Source organism: Streptomyces sp. NPDC006140, from assembly GCF_040628815.1.
In the GTDB taxonomy this organism is placed as follows: domain Bacteria; phylum Actinomycetota; class Actinomycetes; order Streptomycetales; family Streptomycetaceae; genus Streptomyces.
On record NZ_JBEXTS010000014.1, the window covers coordinates 115431 to 138624 of the forward strand.

Here is a 23194-nt window from a genome sequence, read left to right on the forward strand (position 1 = left end):
AGGGGTCAGGGCATGAGCGAGGCTGTTGCCGAGAAGGTCGCCGAGCGGTTCGCTGAGCTGTACGGAACCGCGCCGCAGGGCGTGTGGGCGGCGCCGGGCCGCGTCAACCTCATCGGCGAGCACACGGACTACAACGACGGCTTCGTCATGCCGTTCGCCCTCCCGCACACGGCGGTGGCGGCGGTGTCACCCCGCGAGGACGGCGTCCTGCGGCTGCACTCGGCGGACGTGGAGGGCGGAGTCACCGAACTCCGCCTCGACGACCTCGCCCCCGAGTCGGACAAGAACTGGACGGCGTACCCGGCGGGCGTGGTCTGGGCGCTGCGCGAGGCCGGCCACGCGGTCACGGGCGCGGACGTCCACCTGGCCTCCACGGTCCCGTCGGGCGCGGGCCTGTCGTCGTCGGCGGCCCTGGAAGTCGTGGTCGCACTGGCCCTGAACGACCTGTTCTCCCTCGGCCTGCGGGGCTGGCAGCTGGCCCGCCTGTGCCAGCGCGCGGAGAACGTCTACGTGGGTGCCCCGGTCGGCATCATGGACCAGACGGCGTCGGCGTGCTGCGAGTCCGGCCACGCGCTGTTCCTCGACACGCGCGACCTCTCCCAGAAGCAGATCCCCTTCGACCTGGCCGCGGAGGGCATGCGCCTCCTCGTGGTCGACACCCAGGTCAAGCACTCCCACAGCGAGGGCGAGTACGGCAAGCGCCGCGCGGGCTGCGAGAAGGGCGCGGCCCTGCTGGGCGTCGACGCCCTGCGGGACGTCCCCTACGCGGACCTGGACGCGGCCCTGGCCCGCCTGGGCGACGAGGAGGAGGTCCGCCGCCTGGTCCGCCACATCGTCACGGAGAACGAGCGCGTCGAACGGGTCGTCTCGCTGCTGGAGTCGGGGAAGACCCGCGCGATCGGCCCGGTCCTGGTCGAAGGCCACGCGTCCCTGCGCGACGACTTCCGCATCTCCTGCCCCGAACTCGACCTGACCGTCGACACGGCCCTCGCCGCCGGCGCCCTGGGCGCCCGCATGACCGGCGGCGGCTTCGGCGGCTCGGCGATCGTCCTGGCGGAGGAGGCGGACGTGGACGCCATCACCAAGGCGGTGACGGAGGCCTTCGCCGCGGCGAACTTCACGACCCCCCGCGTCTTCGAGGCGGTCCCGTCACCAGGCGCCCACCGCCTCCACTGACCCCACCACGACGAGAGCGGCGCCCTCCCTCCAACGAACTGGCGTACGGTCCAGGTGGGGGAGGGCCGGCCACGACCACCGCAAGGCGTGTTCAGCCCAGCTTCTTCACCAGCAGGTACTCCGTGATCCCCGGCGGATAGTCCGGCACCGCGCACACCACCTCGTACCCCTGCTTCTCGTAGAAGCGCGGGGCCTGGAAGTCCCAGGTCTCCAGGCGGGACGCGCGGCAGGCGCGCCGGGTGGTGGCGAGGTGTTCCGCCTCCGCGAGCAGGCGGGCTCCCAGCCCCCGGCCCCGGTGGCGTTCGTCCACCCATAGGTACGTGACGTGCAGCCAGGTCGCCCAGGTGTAACCGACCAGTCCGCCGGCCAGGTCGTCGTCCGTGTCGTTCACAGCCCACACGTGCAACGGGACGTCCCGTTCGTCCGGTGTTCCGCGCAGGGCGCGCAGGATCGGGGAGGCGGCTGTATTCGCGTCCCGCAGGCGTGTGCGGAGCAGATCACGTCGGGCCTTGTCGACTTCTGTCTCAAGACGGAACATGCGGCACACCATAAACGCGTCGGACAGTCAGTTCTGCAAATAACCTTCCGCTCCGGGCCCCCGCCCGTACCCTGATGAACAGCACCGGTGGGGGCCGGTGCCGATCAGGGGGCGAGACAGCCGGGTACGACGCCCGGGGTGGGGGTAGCGGTTTCTGCACGGCGGCGGCCGTGCGGCTGCGGCGCCCGGCCAGACTGCGGCGAGGACGGACGGACAACCGCAGCGGCTCTGACACTCCGGCGTCGTACCCGCGCGGTGTCGTCTGCCGACGATGGGGTATCCCCTGCTCTTCAGGAGCGTGGGGAAGGGGGTTACGTGGTTCGCATCCGAGTCCTGGTCGTCGACGACCATCGCATCTTCGCCGAGTCACTCGCCGCGGCCCTGGCCGCCGAGCCTGATGTCGACGTCTCCGCGGCCGGCAGCGGCCCCGCCGCGCTGCGCAGCCTGGAGCGGGCGGTCGCCGAGGGGCGCCGGTTCGACGTACTGCTCGTGGACGCCGATCTGGGCGGCAAGGTGCCGGGCGCCCGGCCGGCCGTCCCCGTGCAGGAGGGCAACGAGGACGGGCTCGTCGACGGGATCTCCCTCGTCACGGGCGTGCGGTCCGCGCAGCCGAACGTACGGATCGTCGTGCTCGCCGAGAAGGACGACCCGCGGCGGGCGGCGCTCGCGCTGCAGGCCGGGGCCTCCGGCTGGGTCGCCAAGGACTGCTCGCTGTCCCGGCTGCTCACCGTCATCCGGGGCGTGCTGCGGGAGGAGACCCATCTGCCGCCCGCCCTGCTGACCGGCGTCCTGCGGGAGCTCACCGCCGCCCGCAAGCACCGCACCGAGAGCGAACGGCTCGTGGAGTCCCTCACTCCGCGTGAGCGGGAAGTGCTGCGGTGCATGGTGGCGGGGCTGGGGCGCAAGGCCGTCGCCGAGCGCCTGTATCTGTCACCGCACACCGTGCGGACGCATATGCAGAACGTCCTGGGCAAGCTCGGTGTCCACTCGACCCTCGCCGCCGTCGCCCTGGCCCGGCGGGCCGGGGTCGGGCCCGTCGACCTAGCCGGGGATGTTGTCGAACGGGGCGGTCAGCTGGCGTAGCAGCGCCGCCAGTTCGCTGCGCTGGGCGCGGGACAGCTCCGCGAGGATCGCGCGCTCCTGGTCGAGCAGACCGGCCAGGGCCTGGTCCGCGCGGTCGCGGCCCTCGTCCGTCAGCCGGACCAGGACGCCCCGGCGGTCACTGGGGTCGGGGAGGCGTTCCACCAGGCCCTTCTTGGCCAGGCGGTCGATGCGGTTCGTCATCGTGCCCGACGTGACCAGGGTCTGGGTGAGGAGCTGTCCGGGCGAGAGCTGGTACGGCGTGCCCGCGCGGCGCAGGGCCGTCAGGACGTCGAACTCCCACGGCTCCAGGCCGTGCTCCGAGAAGGCCAGCCGGCGGGCCCGGTCCAGATGCCGGGCCAGTCTGCTGACGCGGCTGAGCACCTCGAGCGGTTCCACGTCGAGGTCCGGGCGCTCGCGGCGCCATGCTGCGACCAGCCGGTCGACCTCGTCCTCCATGACGATCAGTGTAGTGGTTGTGTCGATGTAGAGTCTCTTGACGTCCATTATCTTGACATCGAGATATATCGAGGGTCACGCTGAGTGTGCGTCCCGTCCCGTGCGCGCCGTCGTACGGGCACCCCGAAGGACACCAGGAGGACCCATGCCCGCAGCCGCCACCTGGGACCCCGCCCAGTACCTGCGCCACGCCGGCCACCGCGCCCGGCCCTTCGTCGACCTCCTCGCCCGCGTCCCCGGCCTGCCCGACGAGCCGCCCCGCGTCGCCGACCTCGGCTGCGGCCCCGGCAACGTCACCACGCTGCTCGCCGAGCGCTGGCCCACCGCCCGGATCACCGGCTACGACAACTCGCCCGAGATGCTCGACCGGGCCCACGTCGAGCACGAGGGCCCCACCCCGGGCGGTGGGCACCTGGACTTCGCCCATGCCGACGCCCGCACCTGGACGCCCGAGGAGCCCTACGACCTGATCCTCAGCAATGCCACCCTCCAGTGGGTGCCGGGGCACGTCGAGCGGTTCGGCGACTGGGTGACCGGGCTGAAACCGGGCGGTACCTTCGCCTTCCAGGTGCCCGGGAACTTCGAGGCCCCCAGCCACCGGCTCATGCGCGAACTCGCCGGCTCACCGCGCTGGCGCGGCCGGCTCGCCGGCACCCTGCGCCACGCCGACGCCGTCCTCACCCCCGAGGCCTACATGGAGCACCTCACGGGCCTCGGCTGCACGGCCGACGCGTGGGAGACGACGTACATCCATCTCCTCCAGGGCGAGGACCCGGTGCTCGACTGGGTGCGGGGGACCGGCCTGCGGCCCGTGCTGACCGCGCTCGCCGACGACCCCGAGGCGCGGGAGGACTTTCTCGCCGAGTACCGGGCGGCCCTGCGCGCTGCTTATCCGGCCGGCCCGCACGGCACGCCGTTCCCGTTCCGCCGGGTGTTCGCCGTGGCGCGCAAGGAGGGCTGATGATCACCGCCGGGAGCGGCTGCGGGCGTTCCAGGCCGGTGTCCTCGGGATGACGGAGGAGCCGAAGCCGCCCGGGCTCGCCCGACGGGGCAGGTGCGGCTGCACCTGGGGGCGGAGGAGGACTTCCGGGCGGCGCGGGTCATGAACGGTTCTACTCGCGGGACCCGGTCGGCAGCAACCGCCTGGAGTTCCTCGAACCCCTTTAGGCCTTGCGCCGCCCTATCAGATGCGGCTTGGCCTCCAGGCCGTCCAGGCCGTGCCACGCCAGGTTCACCAGGTGCGCGGCCACCTCGGCCTTCTTCGGCTTGCGCACGTCCAGCCACCACTGGCCGGTCAGGGCGACCATGCCGACCAGGGCCTGGGCGTACAGCGGGGCCAGCTTGGGGTCGAAGCCGCGGCTCTTGAACTCGCGGCCCAGGATGTCCTCCACCTGGGTGGCGATGTCCGAGATGAGGGAGGCGAAGGACCCCGTCGACTGGGGGATGGGCGAGTCACGGACCAGGATGCGGAAACCGTCCGTGTACTCCTCGATGTAGTCCAGCAGGGCGAAGGCCGCCTGTTCGCACAGTTCGCGAGGGTGACCGGCCGTGAGCGAACTGGTGACCATCTCCAGCAGGCGCCGCATCTCGCGGTCCACGACCACCGCGTACAGCCCTTCCTTGCCGCCGAAGTGCTCGTACACCACCGGCTTGGAGACCCCGGCCTTCGCCGCGATCTCCTCCACCGACGTGCCCTCGAAACCCTTCGCGGCGAAGAGCGTGCGACCGATCTCCAGCAGCTGCTGGCGGCGCTCGGCACCGGTCATCCGGGTGCGACGCACTCGCCGCGGCTTGTCATTGCTGGGGGTGCTGCTCGAGTCGGTCGCCACAGCGACCATCATGCCGCCTCGACGGGCTCCTTCCCGCGCGGGGAGCCGCCTTCCCCGGTGTTACGGCGCGAATCGATACGCGAGCGTGACGGCCAGCGCACGTCGTACGCCCAGCCGAGCATCTCGAACCAGCGGATCAGCCGGGCGGAGGAGTCCAGCTGGCCGCGCATCACACCGTGCCGCGCGGACGTCGGGTCCGCGTGGTGCAGGTTGTGCCACGACTCGCCGCAGGACAGGACCGCCAGCCACCACACGTTGCCCGAACGGTCACGCGACTTGAAGGGGCGCTTGCCGACCGCGTGGCAGATCGAGTTGATCGACCAGGTCACGTGGTGCAGCAGGGCCACCCGGACGAGCGAACCCCAGAAGAACGCCGTGAACGCGCCCCACCAGGACATCGTGACCAGACCGCCGATCAGCGGCGGCAGCGCCAGCGACACCACCGTCCACAGGACGAACTGGCGGGAGATGGTGCGGAGCGTCTTGTCCTTGACCAGGTCCGGGGCGTACTTCTCCTGCGGCGTCTGCTCCTCGTCGAACATCCATCCGATGTGAGCCCACCACAGGCCCTTCATCAGCGCCGGGAGCGTCTCGCCGAACCGCCACGGCGAGTGCGGGTCGCCCTCCGCGTCGGAGAACTTGTGGTGCTTGCGGTGGTCCGCCACCCAGCGCACCAGCGGGCCCTCCACCGCCATCGACCCCGCGATCGCCAGCGCGATCTTCAGCGGCCGCTTCGCCTTGAAGGAGCCGTGCGTGAAGTGCCGGTGGAAACCGATCGTGATGCCGTGGCACCCGAGGTAGTAGAAGAACACCAGCAGGCCGAGGTCCAGCCAGCTCACGCCCCAGCCCCACGCCAGCGGCACGGCCGCCAGCAGTGCGAGGAACGGGACGGTGATGAAGAGGAGGAGGGCGATCTGCTCGATGGAGCGCTTCTGCTCGCCGCCCAGCGTCGCGGAGTCCGCTGCGGCGTCGGTGGTCTGACCGGGCGCCTTCGGGGCGTTCTCGATCACGTCGGAACTACTGGTCATACGCGTCCCCTGGGGGGTATGTGAATGGAGAAGGAGTCGCCGGGCCACGGGAATCCGTGCAGTGCTTCCTACGGTTCCGTAACCTACGGCATCGTAAGTATGGCAGTGCGTCGCTTCGCGGCAAGAGCCCGACAGCCTGCGCGTCCCGGCCGACACCTATCCTTGAGTCGGTCGGACAGCGCGGTCCGCTCTGATTTCTTCCCGGACGTCCGGCCCCGTAAGCGGCGCCCGCCGCGCGAGACGCCGTCCGGGTTCCCTCCCAGACGAGCTTCAACACTGCAAGGAGCCGCACCTGTGAGCAGTGCCGACGACCAGACCACGACGACGAGCAGTGAGCTGCGTGCCGACATCCGCCGCCTGGGTGACCTCCTCGGGGAGACCCTCGTCCGGCAGGAGGGCCCCGAGCTGCTGGAACTCGTCGAGAAGGTCCGCCGCCTCACCCGAGAGGACGGCGAGGCCGCCGCCGAGCTGCTGCGCGGCACCGAACTCGACACCGCGGCCAAGCTGGTCCGCGCCTTCTCCACCTACTTCCACCTCGCCAACGTCACCGAGCAGGTCCACCGCGGCCGCGAGCTGCGCGCCCGCCGCGCCGCCGAGGGCGGACTCCTCGCCCGGACGGCCGACCGCCTCAAGGACGCCGACCCCGAACACCTGCGCGAGACGGTCCGGAACCTCAACGTCCGCCCCGTCTTCACGGCCCACCCCACCGAGGCCGCCCGCCGGTCGGTCCTGAACAAGCTCCGGCGCATCGCCGCGCTCCTGGAGACCCCGGTCATCGAGTCCGACCGCCGCCGCCTCGACACCCGCCTGGCCGAGAACATCGACCTCGTCTGGCAGACCGACGAACTCCGCGTCGTCCGCCCCGAGCCCGCCGACGAGGCCCGCAACGCCATCTACTACCTGGACGAACTGCACGCCGGCGCCGTCGGCGACGTCCTGGAAGACCTCACCGCGGAGCTGGAGCGCGCCGGCGTCAAGCTCCCCGACGACACCCGCCCCCTCACCTTCGGCACCTGGATCGGCGGCGACCGCGACGGCAACCCCAACGTCACCCCCCAGGTGACCTGGGACGTCCTCATCCTCCAGCACGAGCACGGCATCAACGACGCCCTGGAGACCATCGACGAGCTGCGCGGCTTCCTGTCGAACTCCATCCGCTACGCCGGCGCCACCGAGGAACTGCTGAGCTCCCTCCACGCCGACCTGGACAACCTCCCCGAGATCAGCCCCCGCTACAAGCGCCTCAACGCCGAGGAGCCCTACCGGCTCAAGGCCACCTGCATCCGGCAGAAGCTGGAGAACACCAAGCAGCGCCTCGCCAAGGGCACCCCGCACGAGCCCGGCCGCGACTACCTCGGCACCAGCCAGCTCCTCGACGACCTGCGGCTCATCCAGACCTCGCTCCGCGAGCACCGCGGCGGCCTCTTCGCCGACGGCCGCCTCGCCCGCACCATCCGCACCCTCGCCGCCTTCGGCCTCCAGCTCGCCACCATGGACGTCCGCGAACACGCCGACGCCCACCACCACGCCCTCGGCCAGCTCTTCGACCGCCTCGGCGAGGAATCCTGGCGCTACGCCGACATGCCCCGCGAGTACCGCGCAAAGCTCCTCGCCAAGGAACTCCGCTCCCGGCGCCCCCTCGCCCCCACCCCGGCACCCGTCGACGCGCCCGGCGAGAAGACCCTCGGCGTCTTCCAGACCGTCAAGCGCGCCCTGGAGGTCTTCGGCCCCGAGGTCATCGAGTCCTACATCATCTCCATGTGCCAGGGCGCCGACGACGTCTTCGCCGCCGCCGTCCTCGCCCGCGAGGCCGGACTGATCGACCTGCACGCCGGCTGGGCCAAGATCGGCATCGTCCCCCTGCTGGAGACCACCGACGAGCTCAAGGCCGCCGACACCATCCTGGAGGACATGCTCTCCGACCCCTCCTACCGGCGCCTGGTCGCGCTGCGCGGAGACGTCCAGGAGGTCATGCTCGGCTACTCCGACTCCTCCAAGTTCGGCGGCATCACCACCAGCCAGTGGGAGATCCACCGCGCCCAGCGCCGCCTGCGCGACGTCGCCCACCGCTACGGGGTGCGCCTGCGCCTCTTCCACGGCCGCGGCGGCACCGTCGGCCGCGGCGGCGGCCCCACCCACGACGCCATCCTCGCCCAGCCCTGGGGCACCCTCGAAGGCGAGATCAAGGTCACCGAACAGGGCGAGGTCATCTCCGACAAGTACCTCATCCCGTCCCTGGCCCGCGAGAACCTGGAACTGACGGTCGCCGCCACCCTCCAGGCGTCCGCCCTGCACACCGCGCCCCGCCAGTCCACCGAGGCCCTCGCCCGCTGGGACGCCGCCATGGACGTCGTCTCCGACGCCGCCCACGCGGCCTACCGCCGCCTCGTCGAGGACCCCGACCTGCCGACGTACTTCCTCGCGTCGACGCCGGTGGACCAGCTCGCCGACCTGCACCTGGGCTCCCGGCCCTCCCGCCGCCCCGGCTCCGGCGTCTCGCTCGACGGCCTGCGCGCCATCCCCTGGGTGTTCGGCTGGACCCAGTCCCGGCAGATCGTCCCCGGCTGGTTCGGCGTCGGCTCCGGCCTCAAGGCCCTGCGCGAGGCCGGCCTCGACACCGTCCTCGACGAGATGCACGAGCAGTGGCACTTCTTCCGCAACTTCATCTCCAACGTCGAGATGACCCTCGCCAAGACCGACCTGCGGATCGCCCAGCACTACGTCGACACCCTCGTCCCCGACGAGCTCAAGCACGTCTTCGACACCATCAAGGCCGAACACGAACTCACCGTCGCCGAAGTCCTGCGCGTCACCGGCGAGCAGGAACTGCTGGACGCCCAGCCCGTCCTCAAGCAGACCTTCACCATCCGCGACGCCTACCTCGACCCCATCTCCTACCTCCAGGTCGCCCTCCTCAAGCGGCAGCGCGACGCCGCAGCAGCCGGCGAACAGCCCGACCCGCTCCTCGCCCGCGCCCTGCTCCTCACCGTCAACGGCGTGGCGGCCGGCCTGCGCAACACCGGCTGAACCACACCCCCGACACGACCGTGCCCCCGAGCCCGCACAGGCTCGGGGGCACGGTCCGTTCACACCTCAGCCGCGCCGCGCACCCCGGCGCCGGAACGCCAGGAACCCGCCGGCCGCGAGCAGCACCGCCGCCACACCCGACAGCGCACCCACCGGCGCCCCACTGCCCGTCTCGGCGAGATCACCGGAGCCCTCCGTCTGTGCCGACGGCGACGAGGACGCCGGCGCACCACCAGCCGCCGAACCCGGGGACGCCGACGCGCCCGGCTCCCCGGACGGCTCCTCGGACACCCCGGACGACGGCGACGCCGAAGCCGAACCGGACGGCGCCGAACCGCCGGGCTCCTCCTCGTCCGCACAGTCCGTCCAGAACACCTTGTGCTTCGCGGAACCCTTCTCGCCCTCGAAGTTCCAGTACAGCTTGTAGTGCCCGTCGGGCAGCGACAGGTCCGCCGAGCGGCCATGGCCCTGGCCGTCCAGCGTCAGCGCGCCGGACTTCACCGTCTCCCCCTTGTTCTCACTCGGCGGGATCGCGTCGATGTGCCAGTCGACCTCCTGGACGCCGTCGAAACCGAACGCGTCCAGATAGAACGTGCACACGTGCGGCTCGTTGCGGCGCAGCTCCTCGCCCGTCGAAGCGTCATGGATCTTGACCGTGCCGTTGTCACCGGGAGGCGACGCGTACGCGCCCGGAGCGAGAACGAGGACCGCGGAAGCGGCGGCGCAGACAGCGCCGCCGCGCAGGAGGGTTCGCATCGAGAAGTCGTCCATCTTCGAGAAGGGACCGGGAAGATGTGGAGGGGGCGGCTCAGCTTCCAGCCTCGCCCGACAGCACGTCAATCACGAACGCACAACGCTCGGCCCCTCCACAGACCTGGAGAACGCCGGAACCCCTCAGACAGTCACGAAAGCGGCCGACAGCAACGCCACACCCGACAACGCCAGCACCCACGCCGCCCGCGTCCGCAGCAGCCCACCCGCCACCACCACCGACGCCAGCAACAGCGCACCGCCCAGCGGAATCCACGCGTACAGGACACCCGCCGGACCCGAACGCACCGCGTCATCACTGTTCGGCTTCATGACCACCGTGTAGGTCCGGCCCTGCTCCACCGCGACCGACTTCTCCAGCTCGACCCGCGCCCGTGGCAGCGAACCCTCCGACAACGGCGTATACCGGCCCGAACACGTCTCCGCCCCGCACCGCGTCACCTCGACCGTGCCCCGCTCCCGGCCCTTCGTCAGCATCACGTGCTGCGCCGTACCCCACGACGCCCACACACCCGCGATCAGGATCAGCACCGCGACCGTGGCCATCGCCGCGAACCGCCCGAACCGCAGCACGGCGACCGAGGCCTGACGAGAGGACGTGGCAGTGGCAGGCATGGCCGGGATCATTGGCCATGCCTGAACGACCCGTCAACCTCACCGGGCGACAAGTCAGGAGTTGTACGTGCTTTGCGCCCGCTCCAACCCCTCGATCACCAGACACTCCACCGCGTCCGCCGCCCGGTCCACGAAGTAGTCCAGCTCCTTGCGCTCCACCGACGAGAAGTCCTTCAGCACGAAATCCGCCACCGGCATCCGCCCCGGCGGCCGCCCGATCCCGAACCGCACCCGGTGATAGTCCGACCCGAACGCCTTCGTCATCGACTTCAGACCGTTGTGCCCGTTGTCCCCGCCACCCAGCTTCAGCCGCAACGTCCCGTAATCGATGTCCAACTCGTCATGAACCGCCACCACATGCCCCACCGGCACCTTGTAGAAGTCCCGCAACGCGTTCACCGGACCCCCCGACAGATTCATGTACGACATCGGCTTCGCCAGCACCACCCGCCGGCTCCCCGGCCCCGGCGGCCCGATCCGCCCCTCGACCACCTGCGCCTGCGCCTTGCCGGCCCGCTTGAACCGCCCCCCGACCCGCTCCGCCAGCAGATCGGCCACCATGAAGCCCACGTTGTGCCGGTTCCCGGCGTACTCCGGCCCCGGATTGCCCAGCCCCACGATCAGCCAGGGAGCCGCCGCATCGGTCGTCACGTCCATGTCTCCTTCATACGCGTCGGCCGCTGCCCCGCACGGGAACAGCGGCCGACGAAACGACGACGAAGAGGATCAGGCCTCGGCGGCCTCTTCCTCAGCGCCCTCCTCGCCCTCCGGGGCCTCCTCGGCCTGCGCGGCCAGGACCTGCAGGACGACGGTGTCCTCCTCGACGGCCAGCGTCGTGCCCTTCGGCAGCGGGATGTCCTTGGCGAGGACGGAGTCACCGGCCGACAGACCCTCGATGGAGACGGTCACGGACTCCGGAATGTGCGTGGCCTCGGCCACGACCGGAAGCGCGTTCAGCACGTGCTCCAGCAGGTTGCCGCCCGGAGCCAGCTCACCCTCGGTGTGCACGTAGATGTCGACGTTGACCTGCTCGCCACGCTTCACCAGCTGCAGGTCCACGTGCTCCAGGAAACCCTTCAGCGGGTCACGCTGCACGGCCTTCGGAATCGCCAGCTCGTTGGTCTTGCCGTCGATGTCCAGCGCGATCAGCACGTTCGGCGTACGCAGCGCCATCAGCAGATCGTGACCCGGCAGGGTCAGGTGCAGCGGGTCCGAACCGTGCCCGTACAGGACACCCGGAACCTTGTCCTCACGACGGATACGGCGCGCGGCACCCTTGCCGAACTCGGTGCGCGTCGCGGCGGAGATCTTCACCTCGGACACAGTCATCACTCCTCGAAGTCAGAAACGGACGTGGTCACCCGGCCACGAACGGCCTGCTACGAAGAGCGCGTCGATAACGGACCACCGCATCCCGCGAAACAACGGGAACGGCCTCCCTCGCCGAGCAACTTCAGCAGTCTACTCGGAGGGGGAGGCCGCACCCAAAACGATCTCTGCAGCGCGCTCTACTGCTCGTCGAACAGGCTCGTCACCGAACCGTCCTCGAACACCTCACGCACCGCACTCGCGATCGTCGGCGCGATCGACAGCACCGAGATCTTGTCCAGATCCCGGCTCAGCTCCGACGGCGTCGGCAGCGTGTTCGTGAACACGAACTCACTCACCCGCGAGTTCTTCAACCGGTCCGCCGCCGGACCCGACAGCACACCGTGCGTCGCCGTCACGATCACGTCCTCCGCGCCGTGCGCGAACAGCGCGTCCGCCGCGGCACAGATCGTCCCGCCCGTGTCGATCATGTCGTCCACCAGGACACACACGCGACCCTTCACCTCACCCACGACCTCGTGGACGGTGACCTGGTTCGCGACGTCCTTGTCCCGCCGCTTGTGCACGATCGCCAGCGGCGCGCCCAGCCGGTCGCACCAGCGGTCCGCGACCCGCACCCGGCCCGCGTCCGGCGACACGACCGTCAGCTTCTCCCGGTCCACCTTCCGGCCCACGTAGTCCGCCAGCAGCGGCAGCGCGAACAGGTGGTCCACCGGACCGTCGAAGAAGCCCTGGATCTGGTCCGTGTGCAGATCCACGGTCAGGATCCGGTCCGCACCCGCCGTCTTCATCATGTCCGCGATCAGACGCGCCGAAATCGGTTCACGTCCACGGTGCTTCTTGTCCTGCCGCGCGTAACCGTAGAAGGGCACGATGACCGTGATGGACCGGGCCGACGCGCGCTTCAGCGCGTCGATCATGATCAACTGCTCCATGATCCACTTGTTGATCGGAGCCGTGTGGCTCTGGATCAGGAAGCAGTCGGCACCACGCGCCGACTCCTGATAACGCACATAGATCTCACCGTTGGCGAAGTCGAAGGCCTTCGTCGGGACAACCCCGACACCCAGCTGTTGGGCGACCTCCTCCGCAAGCTCGGGGTGGGCGCGGCCGGAGAAGAACATCAACTTCTTCTCGCCGGTCGTCTTGATCCCGGTCACAGCACTGTCTCCTCAGAGGTGTCGCAGCTGGGTGTCGAGAGACCTCGCAGCCGGCTTGCCGGAGGCCGTCTCAGCTGGTGGGGGTGCGGGTGTGCACTTATCACCGTACGCCGTGTTTGAGGCACCGGTTTCCGGTCAGCCCTCGTCGGCCGGCTCCCGGGACGCCGCCTCCGCCGCCTTCGCGGCCGCGCTCCCCGGACGCTTCCGAGCCACCCAACCCTCGATATTCCGCTGCTGACCACGGGCCACGGCCAGCGAACCGGGCGGCACGTCCTTCGTGATCACGGACCCGGCGGCGGTGTACGCACCGTCCCCGACCGTGACAGGCGCCACAAACATGTTGTCCGAGCCCGTACGGCAATGGGACCCGATGGTCGTGTGGTGCTTCTCCTGCCCGTCGTAGTTCACGAACACGCTCGCGGCACCGATGTTCGTGTGCTCACCGATCGTCGCGTCCCCGACGTACGACAGGTGAGGCACCTTCGTCCCCTCACCGATGGAGGCGTTCTTCGTCTCCACGTACGTACCGATCTTGCCCTTCGCACCCAGACGGGTCCCCGGGCGCAGATACGCGTACGGCCCGACCGACGCCCCCGCACCCACCTCGGCACCATCGGCCACCGTGTTGTCCACACGCGCACCGGCACCGACACAGGTGTCCTTCAGCCGCGAGTTCGGACCGACCTCCGCGCCCTCGCCCAGGTGCGTCGCGCCGTGCAGCTGCGTGCCCGGGTGGACGACCGCGTCCTGCTCGAACGTCACGGTCACATCGACCCACGTGGTCGCCGGATCGATCACGGTCACACCGGCGAGCATCGCCTCCGTCAGCAGCCGGTCGTTCAGGATCCGGCGCGCCTCCGACAACTGCACCCGGTTGTTGATCCCGGCGATCTCACGATGGTCCCCGGCCACCGAGGCCCCCACCCGGTGCCCGGCCTCCCGCAGGATCCCGAGCACGTCCGTCAGGTACTCCTCGCCCTGGCTGTTGTCCGTCCGCACCTGCTTCAGCGCGTCCGCGAGCAGCTGGCCGTCGAACGCGAACACGCCCGAGTTGATCTCCCGGATCGACCGCTGGGCGTCGGTGGCGTCCTTGTGCTCGACGATGGCGGTGACGGCACCGGTGGCGTCGTCCCGCACGATCCGCCCGTACCCCGTCGCGTCCGGCACCTCGGCGGTCAGCACGGTGACCGCGTTGCCGTCGGCGGAGTGGGTGGCGGCGAGTGCCTGCAGCGTGGCGGCGGTGAGCAGGGGGGTGTCGCCGCAGACGACCACGACGGTCCCGTCGACGGACCCGCCCAGCTCCTCCAGGCCCATCCGTACGGCGTGCCCGGTGCCGTTCTGCTCGGCCTGCACGGCGGTACGGACGTCCGGGGCGATCTCGCCCAGGTGCGCGGTGACCTTCTCCCGCGCGTGGCCGACCACGACGACCAGGTGCTCGGGGTCCAGCTCGCCCGCGGCGGCGAGTACATGCCCCACGAGACTGCGGCCGCAGAGCTCGTGCAGGACCTTGGGTGTGGCCGACTTCATACGGGTGCCCTCACCCGCTGCGAGAACGACGACGGCTGCCGGGCGGTTGGCGCTCACGGGATGCCCTTCGGCTGTGGATGGGGTGGGGTGACATCCGCAGGATACCGGGGGGTTTTGTGGGGGAGGTGGGTGCGGGGCCTGACTGGGGGTTCACGGGGGCAGGACCCGAACCGAGGCTCTGGGGGCCGCTGGCTCCCCCGCAAGGATTCGAACCTTGTCCTGCTGGTACCAAAAACCAGTGTGCTGCCAGTTACACCACGGGGGACAGCGCCTCAGACCTTACCGGAGACGTGCCTGAGCGTGGGCAACGATGCCGCTCCACCAGCCCTCGATGCGGTTGTACAGCTCGGCACTTCGGGCAATCGTCACGACGAGGCAGCCGTGGTAGTCGTCGCCGGTGTTCTTGCGGACGGTCTTGGGGTTGTGCTTCTTCAGCGTCGGCCTGGCGAAGACGGACGCGTCGACGTCAGCAAGGTCTGCCCAATAGTGCTGGGCCGCGTCCACATCCGCTGATTCATGGATGAGCACCCGAAAGCGCAGGCGTTCCCGGCTCACCCCGAGCAGGTCGAGCCAGGCGAGGTAGACCCGGATCACTCCGGGGTCACTGTTGACGAAGACGGCCCTCTCGCGCCGATCGTATGGCTTGCTCTTGGCGCCCTCGGCCCAGTAGAGCGCGACGCCCGTCAGGAACAGTTCCCTCTCCGTGAGGTCGCCCACCTCTTGTGTTGCGCTTTCCTTGGTGCGCTTGCGCTCTTCGTTCTGCGTGGCGCGGAGGCGGGCGAGACCCGCTTGCATGAGTGCCCGCTGTTCCTCCGGCGTGTACCGGGGCTCCGGCTTCGGCAGGTCCCTCACCCACAGCGACACCGAGCTCCTCGAGCACCCCAGCTCCGCCTCGATCTGGTCGTACGTCCAGCCCTGGAGCCGGAGCTCCCTCGCCTTCTGTCGTAGGTCGTCCTTCGCGTTCGGGCGCTTCGTCCACGCCGGGGGCGGCTCCCCTTTCACCAGCTGGTTGAGGATGTCGTTGTTGTAGATCTTCAGCTCGTCGCGGATCTGGCGGAGGCTGTGGCCCGCACGCCGCAGCTCCACCGCCCGTTCCCGTAGTCCCGCGAAGTCGGCGTATTTGCCCGTGGCATGTGTCATATGCATACCGTCCGGGCGGAATGGAGGACTCCGGGGTCGAACGGTGTGCGGTTCAGCAGTTCGAGGGATATCGGGCCGTATTGCAGCCGAACGGTCACGGAGTGTGGTGTAGGCCAGTCCGGGAAACTCACCGGAAAACCGGCGGTGGGCGCCCGTAGGCTGGAGGCATGACCGCGACGGGGGAAGACCATGTGACGGCCCGGGGAGGGCCGTGGTGGTGGGCCAGGCGGCGTAGTGCCGTGTTCGATGTGAGCCTGGCCGTGGTGTCCGCGCTGGAGTGCGGGCTGGAAGGGTTTCCGTTCGCCAGGGACGCCGGGATCCCGGTGGCGGCGGGGGTGGTGTTCGGGCTGCTGGCGGGGGCCGTGCTGCTCGTGCGGCGGCGGTGGCCGATCGCTGTCGTGCTGGTCTCCATCGCGATCACGCCCGCGCAGATGGGCTTCGTGCTGGGCGTCGTCGGCCTGTACACGCTGGCCGCGGCCGAGCTGCCCCGCCGCATCATCGCCTCGCTGGCGGGGATGTCGCTGGTGGGGACGCTGATCGTGACGTTCGTGAAGACGCAGCAGGACATGGTCCGGGGGGACCTGGAGCTGGGCGACTGGTTCGTGCCGTTCGCGGCCGTCACGATGTCGCTGGGGTTCACGGCGCCTCCGGTGCTGCTCGGTCTGTACGTGGGGGCGCGGCGGCGGCTGATGGAGAGCCTGCGGGAGCGGGCGGACAGTCTGGAGCGGGAGCTTCAGCTGCTGGCCGAGCGGGCGGAGGAGCGGGCCGAGTGGGCTCGGAACGAGGAGCGGACGCGGATCGCCCGGGAGATGCACGACGTGGTGGCGCACCGGGTGAGTCTGATGGTCGTGCACGCGGCGGCTCTGCAGGCCGTGGCGCGGAAGGATCCCGAGAAGGCCGTGAAGAACGCCGCGCTGGTGGGGGACATGGGGCGGCAGGCGCTGACCGAGTTGCGGGAGATGCTCGGGGTGTTGCGCAGCGGTGGGGGCGAGCGGCGGGAGCGTGCCGCGTCGGTGCCGCCGCTGGCGGCGGTGGGGGTGGCCGCGGCGGCTGCGGCGTCGCGGGCCGTGGACGACGAGGGGCCGTGTCTGGCGGAGATCGAGGAGCTGGTCGGGCAGTCGGCTGCCGCGGGGATGGTGGTCGATCTGTCGGTGGAGGGGGATGCCCGGTCGTATGCGCCGGAGGTGGAGCAGACGGCGTATCGCGTGGTGCAGGAGGCGTTGACGAACGTCCACAAGCACGCGGCGGGGGCGAAGACGTATGTGCGGCTGGCGCACCGGGTGTCGGAGATCGCGATGCAGGTGGAGAACGAGCCGCCCGAGGAGGCGGCGTCGTCCGCGCGGTTGCCGTCCGGGGGGAACGGGCTGGTGGGGATGAAGGAGCGGGTGTCGGCGCTGGGCGGGGTGTTCGTGTCCGGGCCGACGGACGCGGGGGGTTTCCGGGTGTCTGCGGTGATTCCGGCGTCGTAGCCCGCTGGTCGCACCGGTCTTCGGGTCAGCCCGCTGTCAGGCGTAGGGGTTCGGTGCCGGCGATGAGGGTGGTCAGGGCCTGGTCGATGTCGGCGCCGAGGTACCAGTCGCCGGTGTGGTCGAGGGTGTAGACGCGGCCGGCGGTGTCGATGGCGAGGAGGGCCTGGCTGTCGGTTTCGGCGCCTAGGGGGCAGACCTCGGTGCCGAGGGCGCGGCCGAGGTCGCCGAGGGTGCGGGCCATGTGGAGGCCGTGCAGCGGGTCGAGGTGGAGGGTGGCGGGGGCGACCTGGCGGCCGGGGCCGGTGGGGGTGATGTGGAGTCCGCCGAATTCGGCCCAGGCTTCGACGGCCGCGGGGAAGACGGTGTGGCGGTGGCCCGCGGGGGAGACGTGGTCGCGCAGGGCGTCGGCCCAGATCTCGGCCTGTTTGATGTCCCAGCGTCCGGGTTGCCAGCCGGCGGCGCGCAGGGCGGCGTCGACGGGTACGGCGAAGCGGGTGGTGGAGGTGCGGTCGGTGTGCATCTGCCCTTCGTCTCGTCGAGGTCATGGGGGTGGCGCGGTGTGTGCCCGTGTGGCCGTGGTGGTGCTGCGGGGTGTGGGGGTGGGGTGGGGTCAGCCGACCTGGGGCGCCGGGTCGGCTATGACGCCGGGTCGACTATGACGCCGGGTCGACTATGCGGACGCCGAAGTGGGCGCTGAGCGCGGTGCAGGCGCGGCAGGGGGTGGCGAAGCTGCCGTGGAGGGGGTCGCCGTCCTCGCGGATGCGTCTGGCGGTGAGTTTGGCCTGCTTGAGGGCTTTGCGGGCTTCGCCGTTGGTCATGGGTTTGCGGGCGGCGCGTTTGCTGCGGGCGGCGTCGGCGGCGGCGATGTGGCGGGAGACGAGGATGGTCTCGGCGCAGCGGCCGGTGAAGCGGTCGCGTTGGGCGCTGGTGAGGGTGTCGAGGAAGTCCTGGACGAGGGGGTGCAGGGCGGGGGGTGTGTCGCCGCGGGCGGCGGTGCCGGTGAGGGTGGCGCCGCGGACGGAGAGGGCGGCGGCGACGGTGGGGAGGATGCCGTCGCGGCGGTGGTGGAGGACGGGGGTGTGGGCGGCTTCGGTGGCGCTCCAGCCGATGCGGGGGTCGCCGGCTCGGGGGGCGGCCGCTCGGGGATCGGCGGCTTGCGGGGTGCCGGTTCGCGGGCTGCCGGCTTGCGGGGTGCCGCCGCGCGGGTCGCCGTTTCGTGGGTCGCCGGTTCGCGGGTTGCCGTTTCGTGGGTCGGCGGACCTGCCGGTGTGTGGTCCCGTCTGTGTCGCGTTCATGATCGTCTTCCCCTCCGTGCATCCCCCGGGAGGTCACAGACTGCCAAATGCCGTGGCTGGTGCGGAAGCTGGGGCGGGGCGACACGCCCGTACCGGGGCGTGCTGTCACGGTGGGGTGACGGCTGGTCACGGAAGCGGAGGGGGCGGCTGCCGGTGCCGGTGACCGGTGTCGTCGTACCGCATAGGCTGTCGGCACCGCGGGCGATGCGGTGATCCGTTCGGAGATCGATGCAGTGAACCGGAGGGTGATCCGTGCGGCCGGCGCGTGCAGTGAGGTGCAGTGATGTGCGCCGAGGTGCAGTGAAGTCGAGAAAGAAGACGTGACAGTCGATACGGGCCGTAGTGCGCCAAAGGCGGTGAATACGGGTCGTACAGAGTGCCGCAGGGGGCAACCGCCATGACGACAGGTCGGCTCGGGCAGCAAGCCGCGCCGCCGAACGCGGCCTACGCCGGGCAGGTCGTGCATTTCCCGGACCCGGTCCGGGCGGCCCGTCACCCGAGAGGGGTACGGGTCGACGAGCGTGGTTACCCCGACTTCTCGCCCTACGCGCGCGCGGCCGCGGAGATCGCGGAGCCCCCGGAGGGTTTCGGTGTCGACGAGTTGCGGCTGACGGACTACGTGTCGGCGAACACGGCGCTGTCGGCGTCCGGGCACGAACTGTGGGACACGGTGCCGGCGGTGGCGACGCCGCACGGCTGGACGTGGCACCACGTGGTGGGCACGCGGCGGCTGGAGCTGGTTCCCGTCGAGGTGAAGGCGCTGCTGCGGCACCACGGCGGCGTGGCGACGTCCGGTGTCGACCAGGCCAAGCGGGGCACGCGGCCGCTGCAGGAGACGCGTCCGGCGCACTTCGGGCTGCCGAAGTCGGGGGTGGCGGTGACGGAGTCGCAGGTGCAGGGCGTCGAGGAGGACCTCGGCTACCGGCTGCCGGGGGCGTACCGGTCGTTCCTGAAGGCGGCGGGCGGTTGCGCGCCGGTGGGTGCCGCGCTGGACGCGGAGCTGGGGCTGCTGGTGGACCAGCCGTTCTTCACGGTGCGCGACGAGGCCGCGGTCAATGACCTGGTGTACGTCAACAAGTGTCTGCGCGACCATCTGACCAAGGACTACCTGGGTGTCGCGTTCGTCCAGGGCGGGCTGCTGGCCGTGAAGGTGAAGGGCGAGCGGATCGGTTCGGTGTGGTTCTGCTCGTACGACGACGCGCGGGACGTGGATCCCTCGTTGCCGCCGGCGGAGCGGGTGGAGCGGTTGCTGCTGCCGTGCGGGGACGACTTCGACGTCTTCCTGTCGCGACTGGCCGGTGATCCGCCGGAGTTGGAGACGGTGGCGAACCTGATGGTGGACGGCGGGTTCGCGCGTGTGGTGCCGGTGGGTGCGGTGTCGTCCTCGGCCGTGGGGGAGTGACTTCAGCGATGGTGACCTTCGCGCAGGCGCAGGAGCGCGCGGAAGAGTGGATCAACGGGGACGTGCCGTCGTACCAGCATCGTGAGGTGCGGGTGCGGGAGTTCGACCTCGGGTTCGTGGTGTGGGCCGAGGACCGGGCGGACGGGCCGCGTTCGGACGGGGGCGCGCAGCGGCTGGTGATCGCGCGGGACAGCGGCGAGGCGACGCTGTGGCCCGGGCTGCCGGTGGGTGAGGTGATCCGCCGGTACGAGGAGGAGTACGGCCGCCCGGACGCGGCGGAGGAGCCGGCACCGGCGGCGCCTGCCGCACGGGTGGATCTGAACCAGACGTCGTTCCTGCTGACTCCGCCGGAGTGGTTGCAGGACGCGGCGGACAAGCTGGGGATTCCGGATCGGCGGGGGGCCGGGGCCGGGGCTGGCGCCGGGGCCGGGGCTACCTCTGGTGGGGCTGCGGGTGTGGCTTCCGGGGTGGCTTCGGGTGCCGCTTCGGGTGCCGCTTCGGGGGCGGATGCTGCTTCTTCCGGGGCTGGTGGTGCCTCTTCGGGGGCTGCCGCTGCTTCGGCCGGTGGTGGGGCTGCTTCCGCGCAGGGGGCGCCGCCCGTCGCGCCGGGGAGTGGTGCGTCCTGGCCGGCTGCCGGGGGGAGCGACGAGGGGGCCGGGCCGGGGGCTTCCGGGGCTTCGGGAGCGCCGGCCGCTCCTGCCGCTCCTGCCGCTCCTGCCGGGGCGACGCCCTGGGCCGGTACGGACACCAACGCCGATGCCGGTGACGACCGTTCCGTGCCGCTGCCCGCGACGGTGTTCGCGCCGCCGCTGAGTGAGGCCGGTGACGATACGCCGCCGTCGTCGTCGACCGCTGATGCAAAGACGGCCCTGATGTCGGGCGGCAGCCAGTTGCCGCCGACTGCGGTCACGCCGGCGGTGGATCATCCGGGCGCTCCCGGTGCGGGGTCGGCCGGGGCTGGCCAGGCTGGCGGGGCTTCCGGGCCTGCTGGTTCTTCTGGTTCTGCTGGTTCTTCTGGTCCGGGGTACGGCTATCCGCCGGGGTCGGGTGCCGCTCCTGGCGTGCCGGGGGCGCCGCAGGGCAGTACGCCTCCGCCCGGGCCGGGTGGGCAGCCGTACGGGTATCCGCAGGCGGCCGACGGGGCTGCTGGTTCTCCCTCGGGTCCTGCGGGGTCTGTCGGTTCCGATGGTCCCGCTGGTTCCGATGGTCCCGCTGGTTCCGCTGGTTCCGCCGGTGGGTCGCAGCCGTCGGCCGGGCCGGGTACCGCCGGGCGGCCGCTCGCTCCGAACGCCGGGGACATCGCGGAGGCCGCCACCAGCAAGGCGACTCCGCCGCCGGGGCGTGGCCGGGGCGCGGGTGCGACCACGCCGCCTCCGCCGGGTGCCCCTGGGGCGCCGGGTGCGCGGCCGGGAGCGACGCCTCCGCCGTCGGGGCCCGGGGCGCCGGGTACTCCGGCGGGCGGTTACGTGCCCACGCAGCTCGTGTCGGCACTTGGCCCTGAGGGGCCCGGGGGTCCGGGTGGCCCGGGCGGGCCGGGTGGTCCGGGCGGGCCGGGTGGTCCGGGCGGCCACGGTGGTTCCTCGGGGGGCGGGGCCGCGCAGGGGCAGGGCGCGCCGCAGCCTCCTGCCGCGCCTGGAATGCCGCAGCCGCCTGGCCCTCCTGGTGCTCCTGGTGCTCCTGGTGCTCCTGGTGCGCCGAACCCGCTCGGTCCGCCGGGTGCGCCGCAGCCGCCGGGAGCGGGGAATCCGCCTGGTGCACCCGGCGGTACGCCTCCGGGCGGTGTTCACCATGCCGCCACGGTGCTGGCCGACCCCGGTCGGATGGGCCCGGGAGCGCCTCAGCCTCCGCAGCCCCCGGGGCCTCCGGGTGCGCCTGGCACGCCTGGCGCCCCTGGTGCGCCGCAGCCGCCGGGTGCCCCGAACCCGCCTGGGCCGCCCGTGCCCCCTGGTCCCCCCGGTCGTCCTGGCGTGCCGCAGCCTCCGGGCGCCCCGGGTGCGCCCGGCGGGCCCGGGCCCGTGCACCACGCCGAGACGATGCTGGCCGCGCCCCCGGCGGGCGGCCCCGGCGTGCCTCCGCCGCCGCAGGCCCCGGGCGCACCACCTGCTGCTCCGGGTGCTCCGGGCGCCCCTGGCGTGCCCGGTGCGCCGCCGATGCCTCCCGGTGCGATGCCTCCCGGTGCGATGCCGCCTGGCGCGGTGCCGAGCGGGATGCCTCCGGGGGCGGTGCCTCCCGGTGCGATGCCGCCCCCCGGGCAGCCCGGGCAGCCCGGCCCTGGACGGCCGCCGGCGTACGGCTATCCGCAGCAGCCCACCGGGCAGCCGACGGTCGGTCCCGGCTACCAGGCCGTGCTGCGCTACCGCGCGCAGGACGGTTCCGAGCAGCAGCTGATCCGGCGTTCGGCGCCGGGCACGCCGCACCCGGAGTGGCAGATCTTCCACGAGCTGCGGGCCATGAACGTGCCCCCGGACCAGGTGCTGGAGCTGCACACCGAGCTGGAGTCGTGCGAACTGCCGGGTGCGTACTGCGCGCGGATGATCCGGGAGCAGTGGCCGCAGGCGCGGATCACGAGCATCGCGCCGTACGGTACGGACCACGCGAGCCGGCAGCAGGGCATGCAGCAACTGCTGGCCCACCAGGGCGAGTTGCACCAGGTGGCGGACGGCCCGGCACGTCCGGCGCCGGTGCGCGCCCCGCTGCCCCCGGTGCAGGCGGCGCCGCCGATCCCGCCGGAGGGCATCGCGCAGGAGCTGGCGGCGGCGTTCGGGCCGGGGGTTTTCCGGTTCGAGCAGGCCGCCGTGTCCCGGCAGGGTGTGCCGCCGGTGGTGGCGCACACGCTGGTCGCGGCCGGTCTGCCGCTGGACATGGGCCCGTTCTTCTGGGCGCAGGCGCAGCCGGGCCGGCCCGTTCCGACACTGGCGGAGCTGGCGGCCGAGCGCGGTGTGCAGCCGGCTCCGGACGCGGGTTCCTACCTGGTGATGGGCAGCGACTTCGGCAAGGCGATCTGCGTGCAGTACGGCACCGCGAACATCGTCGCCGTGCCGGTGGAGGCGGGGCCGGGCGGGGCGCCCGTACCGCCGCAGTTCGTGAACACCGGGCTGCCGGAGTTCGCGCGCTGCCTGGCGCTGTTGGGCCGGATGTGGCGGCTCAGGTTCGGGCTGAACCAGGAGCAGGCGGGCCGCTGGACCGTCGATTTCCAGGCCCAGTTGGCCGCGCTCGACCCGGCGGCGCTGGGCTCGCCGGAGAGCTGGTGGTCGGTGCTGCTGGAGCAGATGTGGGACGGGTTGCTGTGACGCCGTGTCCCCGTGCACCCGTCATGCCGTGATGCCGTAACGCCGTGACGCGTCGCGGC

At 71.5% G+C, this 23194-nt stretch carries 20 protein-coding genes, 1 tRNA gene and 1 pseudogene; 8 read left to right on the top strand and 14 right to left on the bottom strand.

The window, feature by feature from the left end:
* The first annotated feature begins 12 nt into the window (after positions 1-12).
* Positions 13-1176 (top strand): galactokinase, encoded by a 1164-nt coding sequence (galK, locus tag ABZ386_RS31505; protein ID WP_358966966.1) that lies wholly within the window; start codon positions 13-15, stop codon positions 1174-1176.
* 91 nt (positions 1177-1267) lie between these two features.
* On the opposite strand, the gene ABZ386_RS31510 is transcribed toward galK, so the two are convergent.
* The gene (locus tag ABZ386_RS31510) at positions 1268-1726 is read right to left on the bottom strand and encodes a GNAT family N-acetyltransferase (protein ID WP_351347603.1); all 459 of its coding nucleotides are present in this window, start codon (positions 1724-1726) and stop codon (positions 1268-1270) included.
* A gap of 303 nt (positions 1727-2029) precedes the next feature.
* On the opposite strand from ABZ386_RS31510, the gene ABZ386_RS31515 reads away from it, so the two are divergent.
* A complete protein-coding gene (locus tag ABZ386_RS31515) occupies positions 2030-2797 on the top strand; it encodes a response regulator transcription factor (protein WP_033312082.1) in 768 nt (255 codons plus the stop codon).
* Here ABZ386_RS31515 and tamR read toward each other — a convergent pair.
* Positions 2756-3253 carry a MarR family transcriptional regulator TamR gene (tamR, locus tag ABZ386_RS31520; RefSeq protein ID WP_114257445.1) on the bottom strand — a complete coding sequence of 166 codons (498 nt, stop codon included), beginning with the start codon at positions 3251-3253 and terminating at the stop codon, positions 2756-2758. The genes ABZ386_RS31515 and tamR overlap by 42 nt on opposite strands.
* Before the next feature lie 145 nt (positions 3254-3398).
* Here tamR and ABZ386_RS31525 point away from each other — a divergent pair, with 145 nt between their 5' ends.
* Both ABZ386_RS31525 and ABZ386_RS31530 read left to right on the top strand, forming a co-directional pair.
* Positions 3399-4214: a trans-aconitate 2-methyltransferase gene (locus tag ABZ386_RS31525; RefSeq protein WP_358966969.1), complete on the top strand. Its 816-nt coding sequence runs from the start codon at positions 3399-3401 to the stop codon at positions 4212-4214.
* 19 nt (positions 4215-4233) lie between these two features.
* Positions 4234-4420 (top strand): annotated as a pseudogene (locus tag ABZ386_RS31530) (hypothetical protein).
* Here the strand turns inward: ABZ386_RS31530 and ABZ386_RS31535 are convergent.
* Positions 4417-5094 (bottom strand): TetR/AcrR family transcriptional regulator, encoded by a 678-nt coding sequence (locus ABZ386_RS31535; protein ID WP_114253471.1) that lies wholly within the window; start codon positions 5092-5094, stop codon positions 4417-4419. The pseudogene ABZ386_RS31530 and the gene ABZ386_RS31535 overlap by 4 nt on opposite strands.
* On the bottom strand, positions 5091-6110 hold the full coding sequence (locus ABZ386_RS31540) for a fatty acid desaturase (protein ID WP_351347608.1): 1020 nt from the start codon (positions 6108-6110) through the stop codon (positions 5091-5093). Before ABZ386_RS31540 ends, ABZ386_RS31535 begins: the two co-directional genes overlap by 4 nt.
* A gap of 294 nt (positions 6111-6404) precedes the next feature.
* Between ABZ386_RS31540 and ppc the strand changes: the two genes are divergently transcribed.
* A complete protein-coding gene (ppc, locus tag ABZ386_RS31545) occupies positions 6405-9137 on the top strand; it encodes a phosphoenolpyruvate carboxylase (RefSeq protein WP_351347610.1) in 2733 nt (910 codons plus the stop codon).
* Positions 9138-9203: 66 nt separating this feature from the next.
* Here the strand turns inward: ppc and ABZ386_RS31550 are convergent, their stop codons facing one another.
* From ABZ386_RS31550 to ABZ386_RS31585, 8 genes are all read right to left on the bottom strand, one after another.
* Positions 9204-9893: an LPXTG cell wall anchor domain-containing protein gene (locus ABZ386_RS31550; protein ID WP_351347687.1), complete on the bottom strand. Its 690-nt coding sequence runs from the start codon at positions 9891-9893 to the stop codon at positions 9204-9206.
* Positions 9894-10031: 138 nt separating this feature from the next.
* Complete coding sequence (locus ABZ386_RS31555) at positions 10032-10535, bottom strand: hypothetical protein (protein ID WP_351347612.1); 504 nt, start codon at positions 10533-10535, stop codon at positions 10032-10034.
* Between the two features lie 42 nt (positions 10536-10577).
* Entirely contained in the window at positions 10578-11180 is a 603-nt protein-coding gene (pth, locus tag ABZ386_RS31560; protein WP_114253463.1) for an aminoacyl-tRNA hydrolase, read from the bottom strand.
* 69 nt (positions 11181-11249) lie between these two features.
* Positions 11250-11846, bottom strand: coding sequence for a 50S ribosomal protein L25/general stress protein Ctc (locus ABZ386_RS31565; RefSeq protein WP_351347689.1), 597 nt, complete (start codon positions 11844-11846; stop codon positions 11250-11252).
* A gap of 185 nt (positions 11847-12031) precedes the next feature.
* Entirely contained in the window at positions 12032-13012 is a 981-nt protein-coding gene (locus ABZ386_RS31570; RefSeq protein WP_030242738.1) for a ribose-phosphate diphosphokinase, read from the bottom strand.
* Between the two features lie 135 nt (positions 13013-13147).
* Positions 13148-14596 (bottom strand): bifunctional UDP-N-acetylglucosamine diphosphorylase/glucosamine-1-phosphate N-acetyltransferase GlmU, encoded by a 1449-nt coding sequence (glmU, locus tag ABZ386_RS31575; protein ID WP_358966972.1) that lies wholly within the window; start codon positions 14594-14596, stop codon positions 13148-13150.
* 132 nt (positions 14597-14728) lie between these two features.
* Positions 14729-14804: transfer RNA gene (locus tag ABZ386_RS31580), tRNA-Gln, on the bottom strand.
* Positions 14805-14818: 14 nt separating this feature from the next.
* On the bottom strand, positions 14819-15679 hold the full coding sequence (locus tag ABZ386_RS31585; RefSeq protein WP_358966975.1) for a hypothetical protein: 861 nt from the start codon (positions 15677-15679) through the stop codon (positions 14819-14821).
* Positions 15680-15846: 167 nt separating this feature from the next.
* On the opposite strand from ABZ386_RS31585, the gene ABZ386_RS31590 reads away from it, so the two are divergent.
* Positions 15847-17148: a histidine kinase gene (locus ABZ386_RS31590; RefSeq protein ID WP_351347619.1), complete on the top strand. Its 1302-nt coding sequence runs from the start codon at positions 15847-15849 to the stop codon at positions 17146-17148.
* A 25-nt stretch (positions 17149-17173) separates the two neighbouring features.
* Here ABZ386_RS31590 and ABZ386_RS31595 read toward each other — a convergent pair whose 3' ends face one another.
* Positions 17174-17668, bottom strand: a complete 495-nt coding sequence (locus ABZ386_RS31595) for an SUKH-3 domain-containing protein (RefSeq protein ID WP_351347621.1) — start codon at positions 17666-17668, stop codon at positions 17174-17176.
* Positions 17669-17801: 133 nt separating this feature from the next.
* Positions 17802-18443 (bottom strand): YwqJ-related putative deaminase, encoded by a 642-nt coding sequence (locus ABZ386_RS31600; protein WP_358966978.1) that lies wholly within the window; start codon positions 18441-18443, stop codon positions 17802-17804.
* A gap of 397 nt (positions 18444-18840) precedes the next feature.
* On the opposite strand from ABZ386_RS31600, the gene ABZ386_RS31605 reads away from it, so the two are divergent.
* A complete protein-coding gene (locus ABZ386_RS31605) occupies positions 18841-19845 on the top strand; it encodes an SMI1/KNR4 family protein (protein ID WP_351347625.1) in 1005 nt (334 codons plus the stop codon).
* Positions 19846-19853: 8 nt separating this feature from the next.
* On the top strand, positions 19854-23135 hold the full coding sequence (locus ABZ386_RS31610; RefSeq protein ID WP_358966981.1) for an SUKH-4 family immunity protein: 3282 nt from the start codon (positions 19854-19856) through the stop codon (positions 23133-23135).
* Positions 23136-23194 lie beyond the last annotated feature (59 nt).